This is a genomic window from Pseudomonas sp. EU05-FHT14B02, from assembly GCF_058791055.1.
This window is the reverse complement of the sequence record NZ_JBYTDD010000017.1, coordinates 91,097-112,424: the sequence shown is the minus strand read 5'-3', so window position 1 is coordinate 112,424 and position 21,328 is coordinate 91,097. Positions and strand designations below refer to the sequence as shown.

The 21,328-nt window shown below is 60.6% G+C and carries 22 protein-coding genes; 13 read left to right on the top strand and 9 right to left on the bottom strand.

The features are described 5' to 3' along the window. Nucleotides 1-13 precede the first annotated feature (13 nt). Nucleotides 14-205, top strand: coding sequence for a hypothetical protein (locus AC3WTM_RS17070; protein ID WP_057714034.1), 192 nt, complete (start codon nt 14-16; stop codon nt 203-205). On the opposite strand, the gene AC3WTM_RS17065 is transcribed toward AC3WTM_RS17070, so the two are convergent. Beyond that, nucleotides 202-1,263 carry an AI-2E family transporter gene (locus AC3WTM_RS17065; protein WP_102671851.1) on the bottom strand — a complete coding sequence of 354 codons (1,062 nt, stop codon included), beginning with the start codon at nt 1,261-1,263 and terminating at the stop codon, nt 202-204. The two genes, AC3WTM_RS17070 and AC3WTM_RS17065, sit on opposite strands and share 4 nt — an antisense overlap. Nucleotides 1,264-1,427: 164 nt before the next feature. On the opposite strand from AC3WTM_RS17065, the gene trhP reads away from it, so the two are divergent. Continuing rightward, nucleotides 1,428-2,753, top strand: a complete 1,326-nt coding sequence (trhP, locus tag AC3WTM_RS17060; RefSeq protein ID WP_102671850.1) for a prephenate-dependent tRNA uridine(34) hydroxylase TrhP — start codon at nt 1,428-1,430, stop codon at nt 2,751-2,753. Between the two features lie 41 nt (nt 2,754-2,794). Here the strand turns inward: trhP and AC3WTM_RS17055 are convergent, their stop codons facing one another. Next, complete coding sequence (locus tag AC3WTM_RS17055; RefSeq protein ID WP_102671849.1) at nt 2,795-3,658, bottom strand: LysR family transcriptional regulator; 864 nt, start codon at nt 3,656-3,658, stop codon at nt 2,795-2,797. A gap of 96 nt (nt 3,659-3,754) precedes the next feature. Here AC3WTM_RS17055 and AC3WTM_RS17050 point away from each other — a divergent pair, with 96 nt between their 5' ends. After that, a complete protein-coding gene (locus AC3WTM_RS17050) occupies nt 3,755-4,666 on the top strand; it encodes a DMT family transporter (RefSeq protein ID WP_057714030.1) in 912 nt (303 codons plus the stop codon). 161 nt (nt 4,667-4,827) lie between these two features. Here the strand turns inward: AC3WTM_RS17050 and AC3WTM_RS17045 are convergent, their stop codons facing one another. Next, complete coding sequence (locus AC3WTM_RS17045; RefSeq protein ID WP_102671848.1) at nt 4,828-5,538, bottom strand: FadR/GntR family transcriptional regulator; 711 nt, start codon at nt 5,536-5,538, stop codon at nt 4,828-4,830. A 279-nt stretch (nt 5,539-5,817) separates the two neighbouring features. On the opposite strand from AC3WTM_RS17045, the gene AC3WTM_RS17040 reads away from it, so the two are divergent. From AC3WTM_RS17040 to ampC, 3 genes are all read left to right on the top strand, one after another. Beyond that, nucleotides 5,818-7,164 (top strand): MFS transporter, encoded by a 1,347-nt coding sequence (locus AC3WTM_RS17040; protein WP_102671847.1) that lies wholly within the window; start codon nt 5,818-5,820, stop codon nt 7,162-7,164. 24 nt (nt 7,165-7,188) lie between these two features. Then, nucleotides 7,189-8,532 (top strand): glucarate dehydratase, encoded by a 1,344-nt coding sequence (gene gudD / locus AC3WTM_RS17035; RefSeq protein WP_102671846.1) that lies wholly within the window; start codon nt 7,189-7,191, stop codon nt 8,530-8,532. 160 nt (nt 8,533-8,692) lie between these two features. Further along, nucleotides 8,693-9,802, top strand: coding sequence for a class C beta-lactamase (ampC, locus tag AC3WTM_RS17030; protein ID WP_371918588.1), 1,110 nt, complete (start codon nt 8,693-8,695; stop codon nt 9,800-9,802). Between the two features lie 57 nt (nt 9,803-9,859). Here ampC and AC3WTM_RS17025 read toward each other — a convergent pair whose 3' ends face one another. After that, the gene (locus tag AC3WTM_RS17025) at nt 9,860-10,411 is read right to left on the bottom strand and encodes a DUF4174 domain-containing protein (protein ID WP_102671844.1); all 552 of its coding nucleotides are present in this window, start codon (nt 10,409-10,411) and stop codon (nt 9,860-9,862) included. A 180-nt stretch (nt 10,412-10,591) separates the two neighbouring features. Here AC3WTM_RS17025 and AC3WTM_RS17020 point away from each other — a divergent pair, with 180 nt between their 5' ends. After that, entirely contained in the window at nt 10,592-10,960 is a 369-nt protein-coding gene (locus AC3WTM_RS17020) for a VOC family protein (RefSeq protein ID WP_057714024.1), read from the top strand. Nucleotides 10,961-10,980: 20 nt separating this feature from the next. Here the strand turns inward: AC3WTM_RS17020 and AC3WTM_RS17015 are convergent, their stop codons facing one another. Together AC3WTM_RS17015 and AC3WTM_RS17010 are read right to left on the bottom strand one after the other, a co-directional pair. Continuing rightward, nucleotides 10,981-11,766, bottom strand: a complete 786-nt coding sequence (locus AC3WTM_RS17015) for a sulfite exporter TauE/SafE family protein (protein WP_102671843.1) — start codon at nt 11,764-11,766, stop codon at nt 10,981-10,983. Nucleotides 11,767-11,894: 128 nt separating this feature from the next. Beyond that, entirely contained in the window at nt 11,895-12,644 is a 750-nt protein-coding gene (locus AC3WTM_RS17010; RefSeq protein ID WP_057716584.1) for a hypothetical protein, read from the bottom strand. Between AC3WTM_RS17010 and AC3WTM_RS17005 the strand changes: the two genes are divergently transcribed. Genes AC3WTM_RS17005 through AC3WTM_RS16995 form a run of 3 tightly spaced genes read left to right on the top strand, consistent with a single transcriptional unit; the run spans nt 12,643 to nt 14,173 of the window. Then, complete coding sequence (locus AC3WTM_RS17005; protein ID WP_158247458.1) at nt 12,643-12,819, top strand: hypothetical protein; 177 nt, start codon at nt 12,643-12,645, stop codon at nt 12,817-12,819. The two genes, AC3WTM_RS17010 and AC3WTM_RS17005, sit on opposite strands and share 2 nt — an antisense overlap. 32 nt (nt 12,820-12,851) lie before the next feature. Further along, a complete protein-coding gene (locus AC3WTM_RS17000) occupies nt 12,852-13,673 on the top strand; it encodes an aldo/keto reductase (protein WP_102671842.1) in 822 nt (273 codons plus the stop codon). A 29-nt stretch (nt 13,674-13,702) separates the two neighbouring features. Further along, on the top strand, nt 13,703-14,173 hold the full coding sequence (locus AC3WTM_RS16995; RefSeq protein ID WP_057714021.1) for a DUF1810 domain-containing protein: 471 nt from the start codon (nt 13,703-13,705) through the stop codon (nt 14,171-14,173). Here the strand turns inward: AC3WTM_RS16995 and AC3WTM_RS16990 are convergent. Then, nucleotides 14,138-16,498: a DNA polymerase II gene (locus AC3WTM_RS16990; protein WP_173677964.1), complete on the bottom strand. Its 2,361-nt coding sequence runs from the start codon at nt 16,496-16,498 to the stop codon at nt 14,138-14,140. The two genes, AC3WTM_RS16995 and AC3WTM_RS16990, sit on opposite strands and share 36 nt — an antisense overlap. 249 nt (nt 16,499-16,747) lie before the next feature. On the opposite strand from AC3WTM_RS16990, the gene AC3WTM_RS16985 reads away from it, so the two are divergent. Next, on the top strand, nt 16,748-17,188 hold the full coding sequence (locus tag AC3WTM_RS16985) for a CBS domain-containing protein (RefSeq protein ID WP_008021710.1): 441 nt from the start codon (nt 16,748-16,750) through the stop codon (nt 17,186-17,188). A gap of 71 nt (nt 17,189-17,259) precedes the next feature. Here AC3WTM_RS16985 and AC3WTM_RS16980 read toward each other — a convergent pair whose 3' ends face one another. Beyond that, entirely contained in the window at nt 17,260-17,883 is a 624-nt protein-coding gene (locus AC3WTM_RS16980) for a glutathione S-transferase family protein (RefSeq protein ID WP_102671840.1), read from the bottom strand. A gap of 261 nt (nt 17,884-18,144) precedes the next feature. On the opposite strand from AC3WTM_RS16980, the gene AC3WTM_RS16975 reads away from it, so the two are divergent. Continuing rightward, on the top strand, nt 18,145-18,468 hold the full coding sequence (locus AC3WTM_RS16975) for a hypothetical protein (RefSeq protein WP_102671839.1): 324 nt from the start codon (nt 18,145-18,147) through the stop codon (nt 18,466-18,468). A 76-nt stretch (nt 18,469-18,544) separates the two neighbouring features. On the opposite strand, the gene AC3WTM_RS16970 is transcribed toward AC3WTM_RS16975, so the two are convergent. Then, entirely contained in the window at nt 18,545-19,636 is a 1,092-nt protein-coding gene (locus AC3WTM_RS16970; protein WP_102671838.1) for a DUF1615 domain-containing protein, read from the bottom strand. 137 nt (nt 19,637-19,773) lie between these two features. Here AC3WTM_RS16970 and AC3WTM_RS16965 point away from each other — a divergent pair, with 137 nt between their 5' ends. Continuing rightward, nucleotides 19,774-21,309, top strand: a complete 1,536-nt coding sequence (locus AC3WTM_RS16965) for an FAD-dependent oxidoreductase (RefSeq protein ID WP_102671837.1) — start codon at nt 19,774-19,776, stop codon at nt 21,307-21,309. The last annotated feature ends 19 nt before the right edge of the window (nt 21,310-21,328 follow it).

Here is a 21,328-nt window from a genome sequence, read left to right as displayed (position 1 = left end):
GGAGGTACTTTTCATGTCCAAGGTTCAGATCATGTCCGTTATCGGCAGCGCCGTCCCCGCACAGCTCAGAGAGCTGGGCATGCTTGCCTGCTGGTACCTGGTGCAGGACGGCGTACAGATCAGCGGCCCGCTCACTTCGCTGCCTGCCGCCCGTGAACTGTCGCAACGCATCGGCAGCGGCCAGTCCGGCAGGTTCAGCGCCTAAGGCAGCTGCACCCGCGGTTTGGTTTCTATGAAAATGTCCCAGCTCGACATGAACAGGGCCGCGATCAACGGGCCGATGACAAAACCGTTCAGCCCGAAAATCGCCAGACCGCCGAGGGTCGAGATCAGGATCATGTAGTCCGGCATCCTGGTGTCCTTGCCCACCAGCAATGGCCGGAGCAGGTTGTCCACCAGACCGATCACCAAGACCCCGAACAATACCAGCACCACGCCCTGCCAGATCGCCCCGGTGAGCAGGAAAAACGCCGCCACCGGCACCCAGACTATTCCCGCCCCCACCGCCGGCAGCAACGACAGAAACGCCATCAATACAGCCCAGAGCAACACGCTGGGAACGTCCAGAAACCAGAAAATCAGACCGCCCAGCGCGCCTTGGGTGACGGCCACCAGCAGGTTGCCTTTCACCGTCGCCCGTACCACACGATTGAACTTGAGCTGCAAACGGCGTTTCTGCTGTTCCTGCAACGGCACCGCCGCACGCACCTTGCGCGCCAGTTCCGCACCGTCACGCAGGAAGAAAAACAGCAGGTACAGCATGATGAAAAAGCTGACGATGAACTCGAACGTGCCCTGGCCGAAACTGAACACCTTAGAGGCCAGCACCTGCCCGCCGGTCATCGCGCTCTTGACGATTTTCTCGTGCAGCCCGTTCAACTCGCCCATGCCGAAGCGATCCAGCAGATGCTGGAAATACGGCGGCAGGCTGTGCTTGAACTGCGACACATACCCGGCTATGTCGAGTTCGCCGCTCTCGACGCTTTTGTAGAGTGACGCGCCTTCCTGAACCAGCAAGGCACTGATGATGATCACCGGCAGAATCGCAATCACCAGGCAAATGCTCAATGTGCACAGCGACGTGAGGTTGCGTTGCCAGCCGAACTTCACTTGCAGCCGGCCCTGCAGTGGCGCAAAGAGGATGCCCAGGATCACCGCCCAGAACGCCGCGCCGTAAAACGGCAGCAGGATCAAGATGAAGGCAGCGCTCACCAGCACCAGTAAAACCATCAGCGATTTGTCTTGTGGGGTAGTTTCGTTCATGTCCGATCCGTGCCAGCCAGTCAGGACGAAAAATTTTCGCCTTGATGTTTAGTCCGCCACGGCTCGCGCGAGTGCCATCGGTTTGTTGATCTGGCATAGATCCAGGTCAATAAACCCTTGGCACAGGGCATTTACCCTGTGCGGTTTTTGCGACCGACACTGCCATGAACCTCACTGCGCCAGAACTGCTCGCCCCCGCCGGCACCTTGAAAAACATGCGTTACGCCTTCGCTTACGGCGCCGATGCCGTATACGCCGGCCAGCCGCGCTACAGCCTGCGGGTGCGCAACAACGAATTCGACCACGCCAACCTGGCCCTTGGCATTCGCGAAGCGCAGGCTCAGGGCAAGCGCTTCTACGTGGTGGTCAACATCGCGCCGCACAACGCCAAGCTCAAGACCTTCCTCAAGGACCTTGAACCGGTGATCGCCATGGCCCCGGATGCGCTGATCATGTCCGACCCCGGCCTGATCATGCTGGTGCGCCGACACTACCCGCAGATGCCGATCCACCTTTCGGTGCAGGCCAACACGGTGAACTGGGCCAGTGTCGAGTTCTGGCAGCAGCAAGGCTTGAGCCGGATCATCCTGTCCCGAGAGCTGTCCCTGGAAGAAATCGCCGAGATCCGCGAACAAGTACCCGCCATGGAACTGGAAGTGTTCGTGCACGGCGCGTTGTGCATGGCCTATTCCGGGCGCTGCCTGCTGTCGGGCTACATGAACAAGCGTGACGCCAATCAGGGCAGCTGTACCAATGCCTGTCGCTGGAAATATTCAGCGCAACCGGCCACGGAAAACCACCTGGGCGAGATCGTGCAGCAGTATCAGCCGGAACCCACCCTGGGCATCGGCGCGCCCACCGGGCAGGTGTTCCTGTTGCAGGAAGCCAATCGTCCCGGCGAACAGATGCCCGCCTTCGAAGACGAACACGGCACTTACATCATGAACGCCAAGGACCTGCGCGCCGTGCAGCATGTCGAACGCCTGACCCAGATGGGCGTGCACTCCCTGAAAATCGAAGGCCGGACCAAATCCCACTTTTATTGCGCGCGCACTACCCAGGTTTATCGCCGGGCCATCGACGATGCGGTGGCGGGCCGGGCCTTCGACCGCGGCCTGATGACCGACCTGGAGTCCCTCGCCCAGCGTGGCTATACCGAAGGTTTTCTGCGCCGGCATGTACATGACGAATACCAGAACTACCAAAACGGCAGCTCGGTGTCGGAGCGCCAGCAGTTTGTCGGTGAACTGACCGGACAGCGGCGGGATCGCCTGGCCGAGGTCAAGGTGAAAAACCGCTTCGGCCTGGGCGATCACATGGAGCTGATGACGCCCAAGGGCAACTTCCACTTCGATCTGCATCAGTTGCAGACCGCCAAGGGTGAAGCGATCGACGTTGCGCCGGGGGATGGGCATACGGTGTATTTGCCGATACCGGATGCGGTGGAGCTAGGTTTTGGCCTGCTTATGCGGGACATCAACATGCCGTAACCCCTGTGGGAGCGGGCTTGCCCGCTCCCACAGGTACTGCGTCAGGCAAATTCCTCGCGGAGCATCGCCACAAACGCCTCACGCGCCGGGTGCACCCCGGCGTTTTCGTGCCAGTAAAACAGGTTGTCGACGGCGGTCAGCTCGGGAAACTCAAACCCTGCGCAGCCTGCACCTTTGGCATATTGGTCAAAGATCCCCTTAGGCACCAGCGCCACGCCGGCCCCGGCGCTGACGCAACCGACAATCGCGCCATAACTGGCCAGGCTGACAATCGGCAGCGCCTGCCCCTTTCGCAACAACCAATGCTCCAGCGCCGCCCGGTACGGACAGCCCTGAGGCCACATGAATACGGTCTGGTCCTGCAAATCACTGATATCCCGCAGCGGCCCCAGGGAGGTCGAGGCGATCAGCAGCAGCTCTTCTCGGTACATCGGCGTGCGCTTGAGGTGCGAACGCTCGACATCCACCGCCACGATGGCGCCGTCGAGCTTGTGGTTGAGCGTGTCGTCGAGCAACTGCCCCCAGGAGCCTGTGGTCAGCTCCAGCGCCACCTGCGGGAAACGCTTGTGGAATTTCGCCAGCAGGCGCGGCAATCGCCCGGTGGCCGACGACTCGATGGCACCGATGCGCAATGGCCCCGAGGGTTCGGCCGAAGGGTCGACCGCGCGCTTGGCCTCGGCGGTGAGCGCAAGAATTTTCGAGGCGTAGGCCAGGAAGGTGTGCCCCGACGGGCTGATGCGCAACCCTCGCCCCTCACGCAAAAACAGCGCGACACCCAGTTCGGCCTCCAGGGCCTTGATCCGGGCCGTGATGTTCGACGGCACGCAATGCAACAGCTCGGCCGCGCGGGCGATGCTGCCGACATCGGCCACGGTCTTGAACATGCGAATCTGAGCCAGCTCCATACATCACCTATAGTGAACGGTTAGCGCAGTATAAGTCAGTTGTGGCGAACGATCGGCTTTCTGATACTCGGTGCATCCACCCACAGGTGCACGACCATGACGCCGCTCACACCCTCCCCCGTTTCACCCTGGAAAATCATTCTGGCCATGGCGTTTGTCGTGGCGTGCTGGGGCTACTCCCCGACCGGCATCCATATCGGCTTGCAGGCCTACGACCCGGTGCACCTGGCGCTCCTGCGCTTCCTGCTGGCCTCTGTGTTCATGGCCGTGGTCGCGATGTTCAAGGGCATTCGCCTGCCGAGCCTGCGAGATCTGCCCCTGATGTTCGGCCTGGGCTTCTTTGCCGTGAGCCTGCACCACGTGGCGATCAATTTCGGACAGCAGGGTGTCAGCGCTGGCGCTTCGAGCGTCCTGGCCCAGACCACGCCGCTGTTCAGTACGTTGATCGCGCGCTTCGTGTTCAAGGATCAGGTGAGCCTGTGGCGCTGGGGTTGTGTGCTGCTCGGGTTGTTTGGCGTGATGATTGTGGTGGCGGGCGATCATGGCTTGGGCAGCATTGATGCCCATGGCTTGCTGATCCTGCTGGCGGCAGTGTCCTGGAGTCTCTACTTTGCCCTGCAAAAGCATCACACCGGGCGATACGACGGGCTGACGCTGGTGTGTTACACGGTGTGGTCCGGGACGGTGCTGTTGCTGGTCTACTTGCCCGGTCTGGCGGATCAAGTCGCCCAGGCGCCGCTGCGCGTGCAGTTTGCGGTGATTGCCCTGGGGATATTCCCCAGTGCCCTGGCGTACCTGGCCTGGGCTTATGTGCTGGCGCATGTCGATTTGAGCCGGGCGACCATGACGCTGTACTTGACGCCGCCGACGGCGATGGTGATTGCGTCTTATGCGCTGGGGGAGCGGCCGACGCTGATGATCGTGGTCGGCGGGTTGGTGGTATTGGCGAGTGTGCTGGCGTTGAATCTGGAGCGGCGGGCTGTGGTTGTTCAAACTGTCAGGGTCTGACTCAGTTTTTTCGCTGTCAGGTCTGGCGCTATCGCGAGCAAGCTCGCTCCCACAGGTTTTGAGCCGTGCTCAAGAACTGCGGCAACCATAAAACCCTGTGGGAGCGCGGCTTGGTCCGGGCGGCGTTCCGACGATGAACGATAACGCGGTATCACTGACCATCAGCTAGCCGAAAACCGGTCGCGACTGTTGGTCAGGTGCAGCCACATCGCCGCCCGCGCCGCGTCCGGGTCCTGGCGTTTGATGGCGTTGAGAATCGCCTCGTGCTCCAGGTTGGCCAACTGACCGAGCTTGCTCAAGTCCACCGCACCACGCTCGGCTGCATTGACACGGGTGCGCGGGATCATCGCGCTGCCCAGGTGCTGCATGATTTCAGTGAAACAGACGTTACCGGTGGCTTCGGCGATCAGTAGATGAAAACGCCGGTCCGCCTCGACACAGCTGTCGTTGTTGGCCAGCAGGTTTTGATAGTCGTCCAGCGCTTCACGCATCTGCGCCAGTTGCAGATCGGTGCGGCGAGTTGCCGCCAGCGCCGCCGCCTGGGTTTCCAGCCCCATGCGCAACTCCAGAATACTGCGCACCCCCAACGCCGTATCGACATTCAGCCGCAGCCCCTGCTCCGGAGCGCGCTCGATCACAAACGTGCCAATCCCATGCCGGGTTTCCACCAGCCCCGAGGCCTGTAACTTCGAGATCGCCTCACGCACCACCGTGCGACTGACCCCGTGCTCCTGAACGATGGTGTTTTCCGACGGCAGCTTGTCGCCGGGCAACATCTGGCCGAGCAGGATGCGCTGGGTCAGTTTCTCCACCAGATCATGGGCCAGGTTGTGGCTGCGCTTGCGGGCAGGTGCTTCGAGGTCTTCTTGCATGGGTGTGTCCGAAATCAGGGCTATCGAATCGTAGCACCGCGCCGGGCGGGAATTCCGAAAAATCTTGCCAAGCTTGTATGACAACACTCCACAAAAGCCCATATTGAGTCGCTAAAAAGGCCACTCAACACCACCAACAGAATTAAAAACCTCCGAATTGTCGCCATTTCATTGGATAAACATGGTTGCAAGTTAAAAAAATCTAGTTGTATGATGTCTATCAACAACGCAACCCCCAAGCTTCACCCCGCATAAAAATAACGAGTGGGAGAAAATGCAGTGAATACATCCATCTCCGGGATGCACGACGACGCCAATTCAGCGTTGAAGTCCGCCATCGCCAAAGTCAAAAGACACGTATTGCCGCTATTCGTCATCATGTTCATCGTCAATTACATTGATCGCGTGAACATCGGTTTCGTCCGCTCCCACATGGAGCACGACCTGGGCATTGGCGCGGCCGCCTACGGCCTGGGTGCCGGTTTGTTCTTCATCGGTTATGCACTGTTCGAGGTGCCTTCCAACATCCTTCTGCAGAAAGTCGGCGCACGCATCTGGCTGACCCGGATCATGCTGACCTGGGGACTGGTCGCCGCAGGCATGGCGTTCATCCAGAACGAAACCCACTTCTACATCCTGCGTTTTCTGCTGGGCGTGGCCGAAGCCGGGTTCTTTCCCGGGGTGATCTACTACTTCACCCGTTGGTTGCCCGGCGTGGAGCGAGGCAAGGCGATTGCCATCTTCCTCAGTGGCTCGGCGGTCGCGTCGCTGATCTCAGGCCCCCTGTCCGGTTTGCTCCTGCAAATCGAAGGGCTGGGCCTGCACGGCTGGCAGTGGATGTATTTCATCGAGGGCATGTTTTCGGTGGTGTTGTGCGTGTTCGTCTGGTTCTGGCTGGACTCCAAGCCCCACGACGCCAAATGGCTGAGCCGCGAAGAGCAGGACGCACTGGTCAAGGCCATCGACGACGAACAATTGGCCCGGGAAGCCGCCACGCCCATCAAGCCGTCGCTGGGCAAACTGCTCAAGGATCGCCAGATCATCCTGTTCTGCCTGATCTACTTCTTTATCCAGCTGACCATCTACGCCGCGACCTTCTGGCTGCCGAGCATCATCAAGAAGATGGGCGATCTGAGCGATGTCCAGGTCGGGCTGTTCAACTCGATTCCGTGGTTGCTGTCGATTGTCGGCATGTACGCCTTCGCTTCCTTGTCGGCCAAATGGAAACACCAACAAGCCTGGGTCGCCACTGCCCTGCTGATCGCTGCGGCCGGGATGTTCATGTCCACCACCGGCGGGCCGATCTTCGCTTTCGTCGCCATCTGCTTTGCAGCACTGGGTTTCAAATCGGCCTCATCGCTGTTCTGGCCGATTCCCCAGGCCTATCTGGATGCGCGCATTGCCGCTGGCGTCATCGCGTTGATCAACTCGGTGGGCAACCTCGGCGGCTTCGTTGCGCCGACCACTTTCGGCCTGCTGGAAGAACGCACCGGTTCCATTCAGGGCGGGCTGTACGGCCTGGCCGCGACTTCGATCATCGCCGCCATCATCGTGTTTGCTGCCCGTAACACACCGAAACCCGCACCTGCCGCGGCGCAGGGCAAACCCATGCCTAACCACGCCTGAATTTCGCTTTTCAAGGACTGCAAAATGAACGCACAAGACACCGCAAAAGCCCCGGTCATCACCAGCATGCAAGTGGTTCCGGTGGCCGGCCACGATGGCATGCTGCTCAACCTGAGCGGCGCCCACGGCCCGTTTTTCACCCGTAACATCGTGATCCTCAAGGACAACGCCGGCCACACCGGCGTTGGAGAAGTGCCGGGGGGCGAGCGCATTCGCCAGACCCTCGAAGACGCACGTAGCCTGGTGGTCGGCAGCCCGATTGGCAGTTATCAGAAAATCCTTAATCAGGTACGCCAGACCTTCGCCGACCGCGATGCCGGTGGCCGCGGTTTGCAGACCTTCGATCTGCGCATCACCATTCACGCCGTCACCGGCCTGGAAGCCGCATTGCTCGATTTGCTCGGTCAGCACCTGAACGTACCGGTGGCCGCCCTGCTCGGCGAAGGCCAGCAGCGCGATGAAGTGAAGATGCTCGGCTATCTGTTTTACGTCGGTGATCGCAACGAAACCGACCTCGCCTACCGCTGCGAACCGGACGCCGACAACGACTGGTTCCGTGTGCGACACGAGAAGGCCATGACCGCCGAGGCGGTGGTCCGCCTGGCCGAGGCGGCTCACGCGCGTTATGGCTTCAAGGACTTCAAGCTCAAGGGCGGCGTGCTCAGCGGCGACGCCGAAATCGAAGCGGTCACAGCCCTTGCCGAACGCTTCCCCGATGCGCGCATCACCCTCGACCCGAATGGCGCCTGGTCACTGAAAGAAGCCATCCGCCTGTGCCGCGATCAGCACCACGTGCTGGCCTACGCCGAAGACCCGTGTGGGGCAGAAAACGGTTACTCGGGTCGAGAAGTCATGGCCGAATTCCGTCGCGCTACAGGTTTGAAAACCGCGACCAACATGATCGCCACCGACTGGCGGGAGATGGGCCATGCGATCCAGTTGCAGTCGGTCGATATCCCCCTGGCCGACCCGCACTTCTGGACGATGCAGGGTTCGGTGCGCGTGGCGCAGATGTGCCACGAATGGGGCCTGACCTGGGGTTCGCACTCTAACAACCACTTCGACATTTCCCTGGCGATGTTCACCCATGTCGCGGCTGCCGCGCCGGGCGAGATCACCGCCATCGACACCCACTGGATCTGGCAGGATGGCCAGCGCCTGACCAAGGCCCCGCTGCAAATCGTCGATGGCTGCGTGCAGGTACCGCAGAAACCGGGGCTGGGAGTCGAGCTGGATATGGATCAGGTCGCCAAGGCTCACGAGCTGTACAAAGGCATGGGCCTGGGGGCGCGGGATGACAGCGTGGCGATGCAGTTCCTGATTCCCGGCTGGAAGTTCGACAACAAGCGGCCTTGCCTGGTGCGTTGAAGCGCCAAGCGCGTTGAATCAAGGGTTGCGCGTGGCCGCCTGATGGCGGCCAATTTTAAAAAGCGCTCGGAGCATGGCGCTTGAGCCCCTAAAATGACGCGCAACTGAATCAACGACGGATGAAACCAACATGGACAGGCTGAAAACCATCGCCGCTTGCATGGCGATATTCGCCGCGGGCCAGTGCGCCGCACAGGATCAAGTCGAGACAGTGGTGAACGCCGCTGTACAACCGGTAATGCAGGCCGAGGGTATCCACGGCATGGCCGTGGGGGTCACCGTCAACGGCCAGACGCATTACTTCAACTATGGCGTCGCCTCGATAGAAACCGGCAACCCCGTCACGCAAGACACCCTGTTCGAAATCGGCTCCGTCAGCAAAACCTTCACCGCCACCCTCGCCGCCTACGCCCAGACCACAGGCAAGCTGTCCCTGACCGACAAGGCCAGCCAGATCCTGCCGGCCTTGCGCGGCAGTGCTTTCGACCACATCAGCGTGCTGCAACTGGGTACCTACAGCGCTGGCGGCTTGCCGCTGCAATTCCCTGCCGAATATGATTCGGCCGACAAGATGCTCGGCTACTACAAACAATGGAAACCGCCCTACGCCCCCGGCAGCCACCGACTGTATTCGAACCCCAGTCTGGGCCTGTTCGGCTACCTCGCCGCCCACAGCATGGGCCAGCCGTTTGATGACCTGATGGAGAAAACCCTGCTGCCAAAACTCGGCTTGCAGCACACCTATGTGCATGTGCCACAGGATCAGATGGCGCTCTACGCACAGGGCTACAACAAGGACGGCAAACCGGTACGGGTGAGTCCGGGCGCGCTGGACTCCGAGGCGTATGGGGTGAAGACCAGCGCCGCAGACTTGCTGAGCTATGTCGGCGCGAACATGAAACCGGCGTCCCTGGAAAAGCCGTTGCAGCAAGCCATCGCCTTGACTCACAGCGGTTACTACACCGTAGGCGATATGACCCAGGGCCTGGGCTGGGAGATGTATCGCTACCCGATCACACTGGATCGCTTGCTGGACGGCAACTCCACGCCGATGGCCATGCAGGCCCATGAAGTCCAGTGGCTTAACCCGCCGCAGGCGCAGCCGGAAAACGTGCTGATCAACAAGACAGGTTCAACCGGTGGCTTCGGGGCTTATGTGGCGTACGTGCCTTCGAAGGACATCGGCATCGTGATGCTGGCCAACAAGAATTATCCCAATGCGCAGAGGGTCAGGATCGCTCATCAGATACTGAGTGCCCTTGCCCGATAGCTGCTGATCCGTCGGTGGGAGCGAGCTTGCTCCGGGTGGCGTTCCGAGGATGGAGGTTCAATCATCCGGCATTTCAGGTGGCTTGGCGGGTTTGGCCGGTTTGCCAGGTTTTGTTCCTTTGGCACCTTTTGCCGCCGGCTCGACTTCAGTGACGGGAGCCGCCACGGTTGCGGTAAATTCTTTCTCGGCCGCCGGTAGCTGATCGACAGCGCTGAAAACATCTTCCAGCTTGATGGCGTCCGATTGTTCAAGTTTCTTTTCGCCGTCCTTGCCGACCAGAATCACCTTGGTCTTGGCGCCGGCCCCCAGCTTGAGCGAGCGGATCAGTGCCGCCGTGTCCTGTGGCCCGAGGTCCTTGCCGTCGCGCTGGCCCATCAGGTTGAGTACGGTGTAGAGCACCATGTTGCGGTCGGTGAAGCCCTTGCGGTTGGCCGGCTCATCCAGGGACTTTTTCAGGCTCACCCAGGTCGGATCAACCGTGCTCGGAGCGATGACGATCAGTGGCCGGGCCCTGCCCTTGTCCATGTCCAGCGGTGAGTCGCCATCGGCGGCGAACGAGGTGCCGGCAATCGCCAGCAAAGTAGCCAGAGTCAGTGACCTGATGAGCATGCGCATCTCCTTTTGATATTCACGCTCTAATGATTGCGCATCGCGGCGATCGTTCCAGGTGACATACCGCAAATATTGTTCGCCTTGCCCCAAGCTTAGGTCAGGGCGGTCATTGCGCAACAGCTTGGGCTAATCTGAAGACTCATGGCAACCAGCCTGATCCCTTGTGAGAACTTGCCCATGAGTACTCAGTTGAATCACACCATCGTCTGGTGCCGGGACAAGCAGGTTTCAGCGAATTTCCTGACTGGCCTCCTTGGCCTGCCTGCCCCCGAGCCCTTCGGCCCCATGCTGATCGTCAAACTGGATAACGGCGTATCACTGGATTTCTACGACAACGAGCCGCCGATTGCGTCTCAGCACTACGCATTCCTGATTGGCGATGAGGATTTCGATGCGGCCTTCGCACGCCTGCAAGCCAACGGTCAGCCATGGTGGGCCGACCCGGGCAAGCAGCGACTGAGGGAGATCAATGATTACGCGGGAGGACGGCGGGTGTATTTCGATGACCCGGACGGGCATCTGCTGGAAATATTCACCCGCGAATGAAGCCGGCGTGGCGGCTTGATTCAGAACGCCAGTTTGTAGCCAATCAGCAACAGCATGGTCGCCAGGCAAGGACGCAGCACTTCGTCGGAGATGCGCCCGGTCAGGTGGCTGCCCAGGTAAATCCCCGGCAACGAGCCCACCAACAAGTAACCCAGGACGTGCCAATCCATGTTGCCCATGCTGGCGTGGCCTAGGCCCGCCACCAGGGTCAGCGGCACGGCGTGGGCGATTTCAGTCCCCACCAGGCGGCGGGTCGGCAGCATCGGATAGAGAATGAACAGTGCCACGGTGCCCAGTGCACCGGCACCGATGGACGTCAGCGCGACCATGGCACCAAGGATCAGCCCGGTGATGACCGTCATCACGTTCAAGCGCAATCCGCTGGGGTTGTAGTTGCCACCCGCACGTTTGTGGGCGAAGTCGAGCAGGCGCTTCTTGAACAGGATCGCCAGAGCCGTGGCGAACAACACGAACCCGAGGGCTTGTTTGATGATCGCGTTCATCGACTCGGGGGCGCTGTGCAGGGTACTGAGGAACCACAGCGTCAACGCCACCGCGGGCACGCTGCCCAAGGTCAGCCAGCCGGTGATCGCCCAGTCGATGTTGTTGTTCTTGCGGTGAACCAGTACGCCGCTGGACTTGGTGATGGCGGCGTACAGCAGGTCGGTACCGACCGCCGTCGCCGGGTTGATGCCGAACCCTAGCAGGATCGGGGTCATGAGCGACCCGCCACCTACGCCCGTCATGCCGACGATGAAGCCGACAACCAGCCCGGCGACGACCAACCCGATGTTCACTAAATCCATGAATACTTCCACAAAGATCGCAGGGGAAATCAGGCCCGCAGCATAGCGATATTTCTTATAACCAGTTATATCGATGCGATCTATCTTTATGCCCTGAACTCAATTCCCACAAGGAATATGTGTCGTGCTCACTGCACCGGCAGGAAATTCAGGAACAGCAGGCTCTGGGCATAGTTCACGCCGATGCGCCGGTAGCGTTCGTCGAGCATCCGGGTCAGCAGGTCCAGCCGGGCGACGATCTTGCCGAATTCGACGGCAAAGCTCAGGTTGCTGCCCTCCTCCGAGATTTCGTTGGAGAACAGCAAGGGTTGGCCCTCTTTGTTCTGTCGCTGGCTGAGGATCCAGGTGGCGATTTCGATATTGCGTGCGGCATTGCTGACAAATACCGGGTTGATCGTGTCGGTCATGTAGAACTCAAGGCGATTGCCATGGGCGGTCACCAGCATGCTGCCGATGGCATAGATGAACGCCCCGACCCGGTCGCCCAGAAACTCCGGACTCATGGCAAAACGCAGGGCCGCGAGGTCCTTTTTGCCGCCCAGGGTCGGCAATGGTTGCTGCAGCTCAATGGCCATGCGCACTTGCTTGCCAGCGGTGCGGGCATCGAGGAAACCGGATTTTTTCAGCTCGTCGGGGTTACGCAGATAGAGCTTGCTCATCAGCAGGTAAAGGCTGTTGAGGTTGTCGCGCATGGTCAGGGTGGCCATGCGGTCGACGCTGGTCTGCAGGAACTCCTGGGGTTTGCCTTCGCGCATCTGGTTGATGATGTCGCCGCCCTGCTGCTGGCTGCAACCGGTGACATAGAGCATCGACAAACCTGCAAGCAGCAGGCAATGACGGCGGATTTTAGTGGTGATCGTAGGTGAAACTCGAGCCATGGGTTCTTGGACTTGGGCATGGGCCGGCGGTGGGGATCGCCGCAGGCTGCCATGGATAGAGCCGGACATTTCGAAAAAGTGCAGTATCGGCACAGAGCAATCGATCACCGGCAAGGTGCAGCTCAAGAGTTCGCAGCCTGCGGCGGAACCGATGGACTATTCTGCTGCCCACTGAAATAACCATCGGCATTCATAAAGGAGGTTTGCATGCGCACGCTTGAACTGGCTGGCACCAGGGTCCCGGTCATCGGCCAGGGGACCTGGCAGATGGGTGAAGACCGTTCACGGCACACGGAAGAAGTCGCGGCACTGCGCCTGGGTATCGAGCTGGGCATGACCCTGATCGACACTGCGGAAATGTACGCCGAAGGCGGTGCCGAGGAAGTGGTGCGCGATGCCATTGCCGGCCAGCGCGACAACGTCTTTCTGGTCAGCAAGGTGTACCCGCACAACGCCAGTCGCCAGGGCATTCCCCAGGCTTGCGAGCGAAGCTTGCGCAGGCTTGGCACCGATTACATCGACCTGTATCTGCTGCATTGGCGCGGTCAGTATCCTCTGGAAGAAACCGTCGACGCCTTCGAGCGCTTGCGCGAAGCCGGCAAGATTGGCCGTTGGGGCGTGTCCAACTTCGACCTCGACGACCTGCTGGAACTGGACGCCCCGGCCTGTGCCACCAATCAGGTGCTCTACAACCTGGAGCAACGGGGCATAGAATTTGATTTGCTGCCCTGGAGCCAACAACGGCGGTTGCCGGTCATGGCTTACTGCCCGATTGGCCAAGGCGGTAAAATGCTCTTGGACGTCGCGCTCAAGCAGGTAGCTGCCCGTCACGGCGTCGCACCGGCTCAGGTGGCACTGGCCTGGATACTGCGTCAGGAAGGAGTGATCGCCATCCCCAAGGCGGTCCGACTCGAACATGTACGCCTCAACGCCCAGGCCGCCACGTTGCAGCTTGAGCCCGAGGATCTGGAGGCGCTGGACCAAGCGTTTCACGCGCCACAACGCAAACAGCGGCTGGCCATGGTCTGAACCACCGCAGCCTGTCAGAGAGCTTCGCCATGAGAAGCACCGACCACCTGGACCCGTTCAATCTGCAACGTTTTCTCCAGGCTCAGGACCCGGTATTCGACCGGGTTCAAAACGAGCTGAACAACGGACACAAGCGTAGTCACTGGATGTGGTTCATTTTTCCGCAGTTTGCCGGGCTCGGCGACAGCGAGATGTCGCGCCGCTTTGCCATCCGCTCGCGGGAGGAAGCCCTGGCCTACCTTGAGCATCCGTTGCTGGGCGCCCGGCTACGTACCTGCACCCAGGAAGTGCTGAACGTCCGGGAGCGCTCGGTAGCGGGGATTTTCGGTCATCCCGATGACCTGAAGTTTCATTCCTCGATGACCCTGTTTGCCCAGGTCGCCGATGCCGACAACCTTTTCCAGCAAGCCTTGAACCAGTACTTCCACGGCATCCTGGATGACTGGACCCTGTCGCTGATGGACTCAAAACAGGCCCAGTTGCCCCCCAATCAGGGTTGAGAAGTCGTCGTCGACAAACGGCAGTATCGCGTCCGCCACCGGTTGCAGCTGCCGGGTGATGTAGTGGTCGTAATCGATGGGCGCGCTGCGCACTTCCAGCGGTTCGGGGCCGGCGACGGTGATCACGTAGCTGATCCAGCCGCCGTTCTGATACTGCCGCGGGCGCCCCTGCCGGTCGTTGTACTCGTCGGCCAGGCGCGCCGCGCGCACATGGGGCGGTACGTTGCGCTGATAGTCATCGAGGGTGCGGCGCAGGCGTTTGCGGTAGATCAGCCGGTCATCGAATTCACCGGCCAGGGTCTTGCGCACGTAGTCACGCACATAATCCTGGTAGGGCTTGCGCAGGAAGATCCGCGAATACAGCTCCTGCTGGAACTGCCGGGCCAGCAGCGACCAGTCGGTGCGCACGGTTTCCAGGCCTTTGTAGACCATTTCGTCGCTGCCGTCCTCTCGGGTGACCAGCCCGGCATAGCGCTTTTTACTGCCTTCTTCGGCGCCGCGAATGGTCGGCATCAAAAAACGCTTGTAGTGGGTTTCGAACTGCAATTCGAGAACGCTCTGCAGGCCGTATTCCTGCTGCACGTGCTCGCGCCACCACTGATTGACGTGCGCCACCAGCGCTTGGCCGATCTGCGCCGCCTCCTGCTGGCCATGGGCGCGACGCAGCCAGACGAACGTCGAGTCGGTGTCGCCGTAAATCACTGCATGCCCCTGGGCCTCGATCAGCTGGCGGGTGCGCAGCATGATCTCGTGCCCGCGCAAGGTGATGGACGACGCCAGGCGCGTGTCGAAGAAACGACAACCGCTGGAGCCGAGCACACCGTAGAACGCGTTCATGATGATTTTCAGCGCCTGGGACAGCGGTGCGTTGTGTTCGCGCTTGGCGGTTTCCCGGCCTTCGGCCACCCGGGCGACGATGGATGGCAGGCAATGCCGGGTGCGGGAAAAGCGCGCGCCACGAAACCCCGGCACCGACTCACTGTCGTCCGGGTGCTTGAGCCCTTCAATCAGTCCCACGGGGTCAATCAGGAAGGTGCGGATGATCGACGGGTAGAGGCTTTTGTAGTCGAGCACCAGCACCGACTCGTACAGTCCCGGCTGCGAATCCATGACAAATCCGCCGGGGCTGGCTTCGGGTGGCTTGCCACCGAGGTTTGGCGCTACGAAACCCTGACGGTGCATCAGCGGCATATACAGGTGCGTGAACGCCGCCACCGAACCGCCCATGCGATCGGCCGGCAAACCGGTGACACTGGCTCGCTCCAGCAGGAAGGTGAGCAACTCGGTCCTGGCAAAAATCCGAGTGACCAGTTCGCAGTCCTTGAGGTTGTATTTTGCCAGCGCCGGTTTGTCCTCGGCGAACATGCGATTGATTTCGTCCATGCGCTGGTACGGGTTGTCGATGGACTTGCCTTCGCCGAGCAAGGTTTGCGCGACGTTTTCCAGGCTGAACGAGGGGAAACTCCAGGTCGCCGAACGCAGGGCCTCGATACCGTCGATGATCAAGCGGCCAGCCGCAGAGGCGAAGTAGTGATTACCGCTGCCGTGTTCGCGCCACTGCATTTCCTCGCCGCCACGCCCCAGTTTCAACGGCACCGCCAGGCGCCGGGCGTGTTCATGGAGCACCCGCAAGTCGAACTGCACGACGTTCCAGCCGATGATCGCGTCGGGGTCGAACCGGGCAAACCATTCGTTGAGTTTTTTCAGCAACAGGGTGCGCGAATCGCAGTATTCGAGCTGGAAATCCACCTGGCTGGCATCGCCATTAGGCGGACCGAGCATGTACACCTGGCGCTCGCCGCAGCCTTCCAGGGCGATGGAGTACAACTCGCCCTGGGCCGTGGTCTCGATGTCCAGGGACACCAGTTTCAGGCTCGGCCGGTAATCGGGGTCGGGTTTCATCTGCGCGTCGAGCAGCAGGCCCTCGGCATTCGGCGTACCACTGAAGCGCACCGGCGCGGTGATGAAACGCTCCATCATGTAGCGTTCCGGCGGGCGCACGTCGGCTTCGAACACCTCGACACCGGCCCGGCGCAGCGCGGTTTCCAGGCGCATCAACTGGCCATGTTGCTGGCAATAGAGACCGAGGACCGGGCGATGTTCGAAATCCTGCAGGGCCAGGGGCTTGAGCTCGACGTTTTTCTCGTCATGCAAAACACTTTCGGCGGGCTGACGCTGCGCAGCCGGGAAGAACGCCACCGACGGTTGATGAGGCAGGCGGATACGTCGGGGACCGCTGTCGGTCGCCAACCAGAATTCGACTTCCGTGCCGGCCGGGGTGTCGCGCCAATGCCGGGTCAGGACGAAGCCCTGCTGTAGATCCACCACTGCAAACCTCGAAACTGATTCAGAGGGGGATTCTACGCGTCATCGACAGCGATAGCCCGTTTACCGCAGGCCTGTCAGGCAGACACCGCCCGCTCCCACAAAGTGATTTACTGGCCTGAAAAGGAGACTTACCGAAGAAAAACCGCCAAATGACGTTTTTTGCGTGTTATCTGCCGCTTTCGCCCTTGCCCTGAACGCTTGCGTCTACGATTCTTCAAGAACAACGACAACACCCGAGTAACCACCATGAAAACCGTCGCCCAACTGCTCAAGCTCAAAGATCAGAAGAATCAGGAAGTGCACCAGATCAAACCCGATCACATGGTGCTTGAAGCGCTGATGAAGATGGCCGAGAAAAACGTCGGCGCCTTGCTGGTGGTGGACAATGATGAAGTGCTGGGCATCATCAGCGAACGGGACTATGCGCGCAAACTGGTGCTGCACGGCCGCTCTTCGGTGGGCACGCCGGTACGCGACATCATGGTGTCGCCGGTGATTACCGTCGACACCCATCAAACCGTGGATACCTGCCTGGGCATCATGTCCGATAAGCGACTGCGTCACTTGCCGGTGGTGGAAAATGGCAAATTGATCGGCCTGCTATCGATTGGTGACCTGGTCAAGGAAGCCATTGCCGAACAGGCTGAACTGATTCGCCAGTTGGAGCAGTACATTCGCGGGGAATAAAGCCGGACTCAACATTCACCCGAAAACCTGTGGGAGCGAGCAAGCTCGCTCCCACAGGGTAAGTGGTGTTTTCAAGCCGGCCAATGCCGGGCGAACACCGGTGCCAATGCCGGGTGGCGGTCGATGCGTTCCAGCCAGGCGAAAAAACCCGGCCGGGCGTTGCGCAAATGTTCCCGGCTACCCGCCCATCGCGAGATCACCGCCGCCAGCACATCCAGGCCCCCTGGTTTTTCGCTGCCCAGGTACAACTCACCCGAAAACTGATCGGCAAACACCTCCCAACTCCAGTGCAGGCGTCGGCGGGTGCCCTCCATGAGGTTCTGCCTGGAGAACTCATCCGCCTCGGCCAGCCAGCGTTCGGGGTAATCAATGATGCCGATGGCCGCATAGCAATTGCTGACGATGTACGCCATGCCGCGAATGGCCTGGTCCCGCTCGGCCGGATCCTGCGGCAACAATCCCGATGCGGGAAAGGTGAGCCCGAGGTGGATCAGGATCGCCGCGCTCTCGGTCAGGACAGCGCCGTTGGGTAGCTGCAAGGTCGGAATCTGTTTGAGCGGGTTGAGCTTCTCCAGCGCCTGGGCCGCCTCCGCGGACGTCTCGACATCGATGAAGCGATAAGGAACATCACAGAGCTCAAGGGCGGCTTCGATGGCCGCCGCCCCGGAGTTCTGATGGCCGTAGAGCTGGTACATAAACGTCTCCTTGCATACCCTAAACTCTGCAGCGCCGCATCAAGCATCGCGGCAGAGGAACGCGCCAGCTAACCAGTGTAGAAGCCACCACCCACCACACCACGACCATCCGACGATCGCACCATCACGTTCACTTGGGGTGTGGCATCGGTCCTATCATTGCCGTCGATGTTCACCATCACTTCAATGAAGTTCTCTTAAAAAATCCTCGGCGTAACATCTGCTCCATACCAACCCATAAGCACCCCGGAGCACACCATCATGAAACGCCAAACCCTCCTCAGCATCGCTTTCTCGGTTTTCGCAGTTAACGCTTTTGCCGCAAACTCTGCTCAACCTGTAGTCGCTGAAGGCGGCTCGGATCGTCTGATTGAAAACCGCGTCGCTGAAGGCGGTTCCGACAAGCTCCTGCAAAACCGCGTCGCCGAAGGCGGTTCCGACAAGCTCCTGCAAAACCGCGTCGCCGAAGGCGGTTCCGACAAGCTCCTGCAAAACCGCGTCGCCGAAGGCGGTTCCGACAAGCTCCTGCAAAACCGCGTCGCCGAAGGCGGTTCGGATCGTTTGATCGAAAGCCGCGCTGTCTGAATGCAGTGCCTGACCGCAGGACTCAATGAAAACCCGGCCTTACCCGCCGGGTTTTTTATGCTTTTTTGCGCCGCGATTACTGCCCTGCCCGCGCCATGCAGCGCTGGTAGCGTTCATCGACTCGCTTGGCGAACCACGCGGTAGTAAGTTTGCGGGTGATTTTCGGGCTTTGCAGCACGATCCCGGGCAACACTTGACGGGGTAACGGCCGGCCCTCGGCCCGTTCGGCCAGTTCGAAAACCCGCCGATAGAGTTTGCTGTCTTCGAACGCCAGGGTGTTCCCCTCTTCCAGTTGTGCCCGGATCGTCGGATTGCGCATGTCCAGTTGCTTGCCGAGGGTACGCACGGCCAGTTCCGTGGTGCCGGGCATGATCGAACCGTGGCGCACCAGGTCGCCATCCAGCGCCAACGGGATACCGGAAGCCCGGCTCACCGCGTTCTGGAACGCGGCGTTACGGCTGGCGTACCAACCCGCGTTGAAGTCCGCAAAGCGGTACAACGGCTGTGGGTAACTCACCGGATAGCCGAGCAGATGCGCGATGCCGAAATACATGCCGCCGCGCCGGGTGAACACTTCATGACGAATCGAGCCCTTCACCGGGTACGGATAGCCCTTGGCCTGCTGCTCGGCAAAATCAATGCTGACCTGCATCGGCCCGCCGGTATGCACCGGGTTGAAGCCGCCGAACAGGGTCTTGCCCATCGGCACCATGCCGATGAAGTCATCGAAAACAGCGCTCAGTTCCTTTTCACTGCGCGCGGCACTCAGGCGGCTGCTGTAGCTTTTGCCGTTGGGCGAATCGAGCATTAGCGCACCGCTCACCAACAGGCCGGGAATATGTGCCTTGGCGGCACGGCGGTCGATCTCGTCGCGGGCGATCTTGCCCAGGCCCGGTACGCTCGGATCGACCTGAAAGGTCGACTCCTGTTCAGTCACCGCCAGCACCGAGCACAGGTTTTGCGTGGTCGGCGAGATGTCTTGCGCGGTAAACGCCACCTGGATATCCGTGGCCCAACCCTGGCGATCGGCAGCCTTGGCCGGTAGCAAACGCACAATCTCGGCCTTCACTTCGGCCGGGCTGCGCGCCACCGGTTCCTGGGTCCGTTGGCTGCCGCAACCGGCCAATAGCAGCAACGCTGCGACGCTTGTGATCAATCTGATTTGCATGTCGTTCCATCTAATCCGTTGGTCCGGGCCAACCATACGACCAATGGCAGGTCAGCGGCTACGTCCGTGACAGTCCGACGGTTGCCGCCCTCCCCGACTGGACCATACTTGATTCACACCGCGAGGAGGACAGGTTCATGCACCGCAGCGACGTGTTGATCATCGGCGCCGGCCCCACCGGGCTGGTCCTGGCGTTGTGGCTGAGCAAACTCGGCGTGCGCGTGCGGATCGTCGACAAAACCTCCGCCCCCGGCACCACGTCCCGGGCGCTGGCCGTCCAGGCACGGACGCTGGAGTTGTATCGCCAGCTTGGACTGGACGACGCCGTGGTGCAAAACGGACATCAAGTAACGGCCGGCAACTTCTGGGTAAAGGGTGAGCCCGTGGCGCGCCTGCCCCTGTCTCAGATCGGTGAAGGCCTGACGCCCTACTCGTTTCTCGAGATTTTCCCCCAGGACGAACACGAACGGCTGTTGATCGAGCGCCTGAACGCTTTCGGTATCACAGTGGAACGTAACACCGAACTGGCGGGCTTCGAGCAAACCGCAGACGGCATAACAGCCACGCTGCACCTGCCCGACGGTCAGCAGGAAATCTGCCAGGCCTGTTACCTGGCCGGATGCGATGGTGCCCGGTCGATTGTGCGCAAAACCCTGGATACCGGGTTTCCCGGCGGGACTTACCAGCAGATTTTCTACGTCGCCGACGTACAGGGCAGCGGCCCGACATTCAACGGCGAACTGCATGTGGACCTCGACGAGGCAGACTTCCTCGCCGTGTTCCCGTTGGCCGGCAGTGGTCGTGCGCGCTTGATCGGCACGGTACGCGACGAACGTGCCGAACACGCCGAAACCCTGCGCTTCGAGGACGTCAGCAGCAGGGCCATCGAGCACATGAAGGTGAAGATCGAGCAACTGAACTGGTTTTCGACCTATCGCGTACATCATCGGGTGGCGGATCACTTCCGCAAAGACCGGGCGTTTTTACTGGGGGATGCCGCCCACGTGCACAGCCCGGCGGGCGGCCAGGGCATGAACACCGGGATTGGCGATGCCATCAACCTGGCCTGGAAACTGGCGGCCGTGTTGAGCGGCGGCGCAGAGGCCAGACTGCTCGACACTTATGAAACCGAGCGCATCGCGTTTGCCCGCAAACTGGTGGCCACCACCGACCGGGTATTTAACTTCGTCACTGCTGATGGACGAATTGCCGACTTGCTACGTACACGTCTGGCCCCGTTCTTGATACCGAAAATAACCTCGTTCGAAACCTCTCGCGAATTCATGTTTCGCACGGTGTCGCAGATCACCCTGAATTATCGTGGAATGCCGCTGAGCACGGGCGTTGCCGGGCACGTGCATGGTGGTGATCGCCTGCCCTGGGCCCATGACGGTGAGGGGGATAATTTTGATTCGCTCAAGTGCCTGACCTGGCAGGTGCATGTCTATGGCGACACCAGCGACGAGATGATTGCCTGGTGCCACGAACACCATTTGCCACTGCATGTATTTGATTGGCGACCGGCGTTCGAAACCGCGGGCCTGGGGCGCAACGGCTTTTATCTGTTGCGGCCCGATACCTATGTGGCGATTGCCGAAACTTGCGCGGACCCGAAAGTGATCGAACGGTATTTTCGTGATCAGGGGATCCGGCCGTTTTTTGGCGCTGCCTGAGAACACCACATCTCCCTGT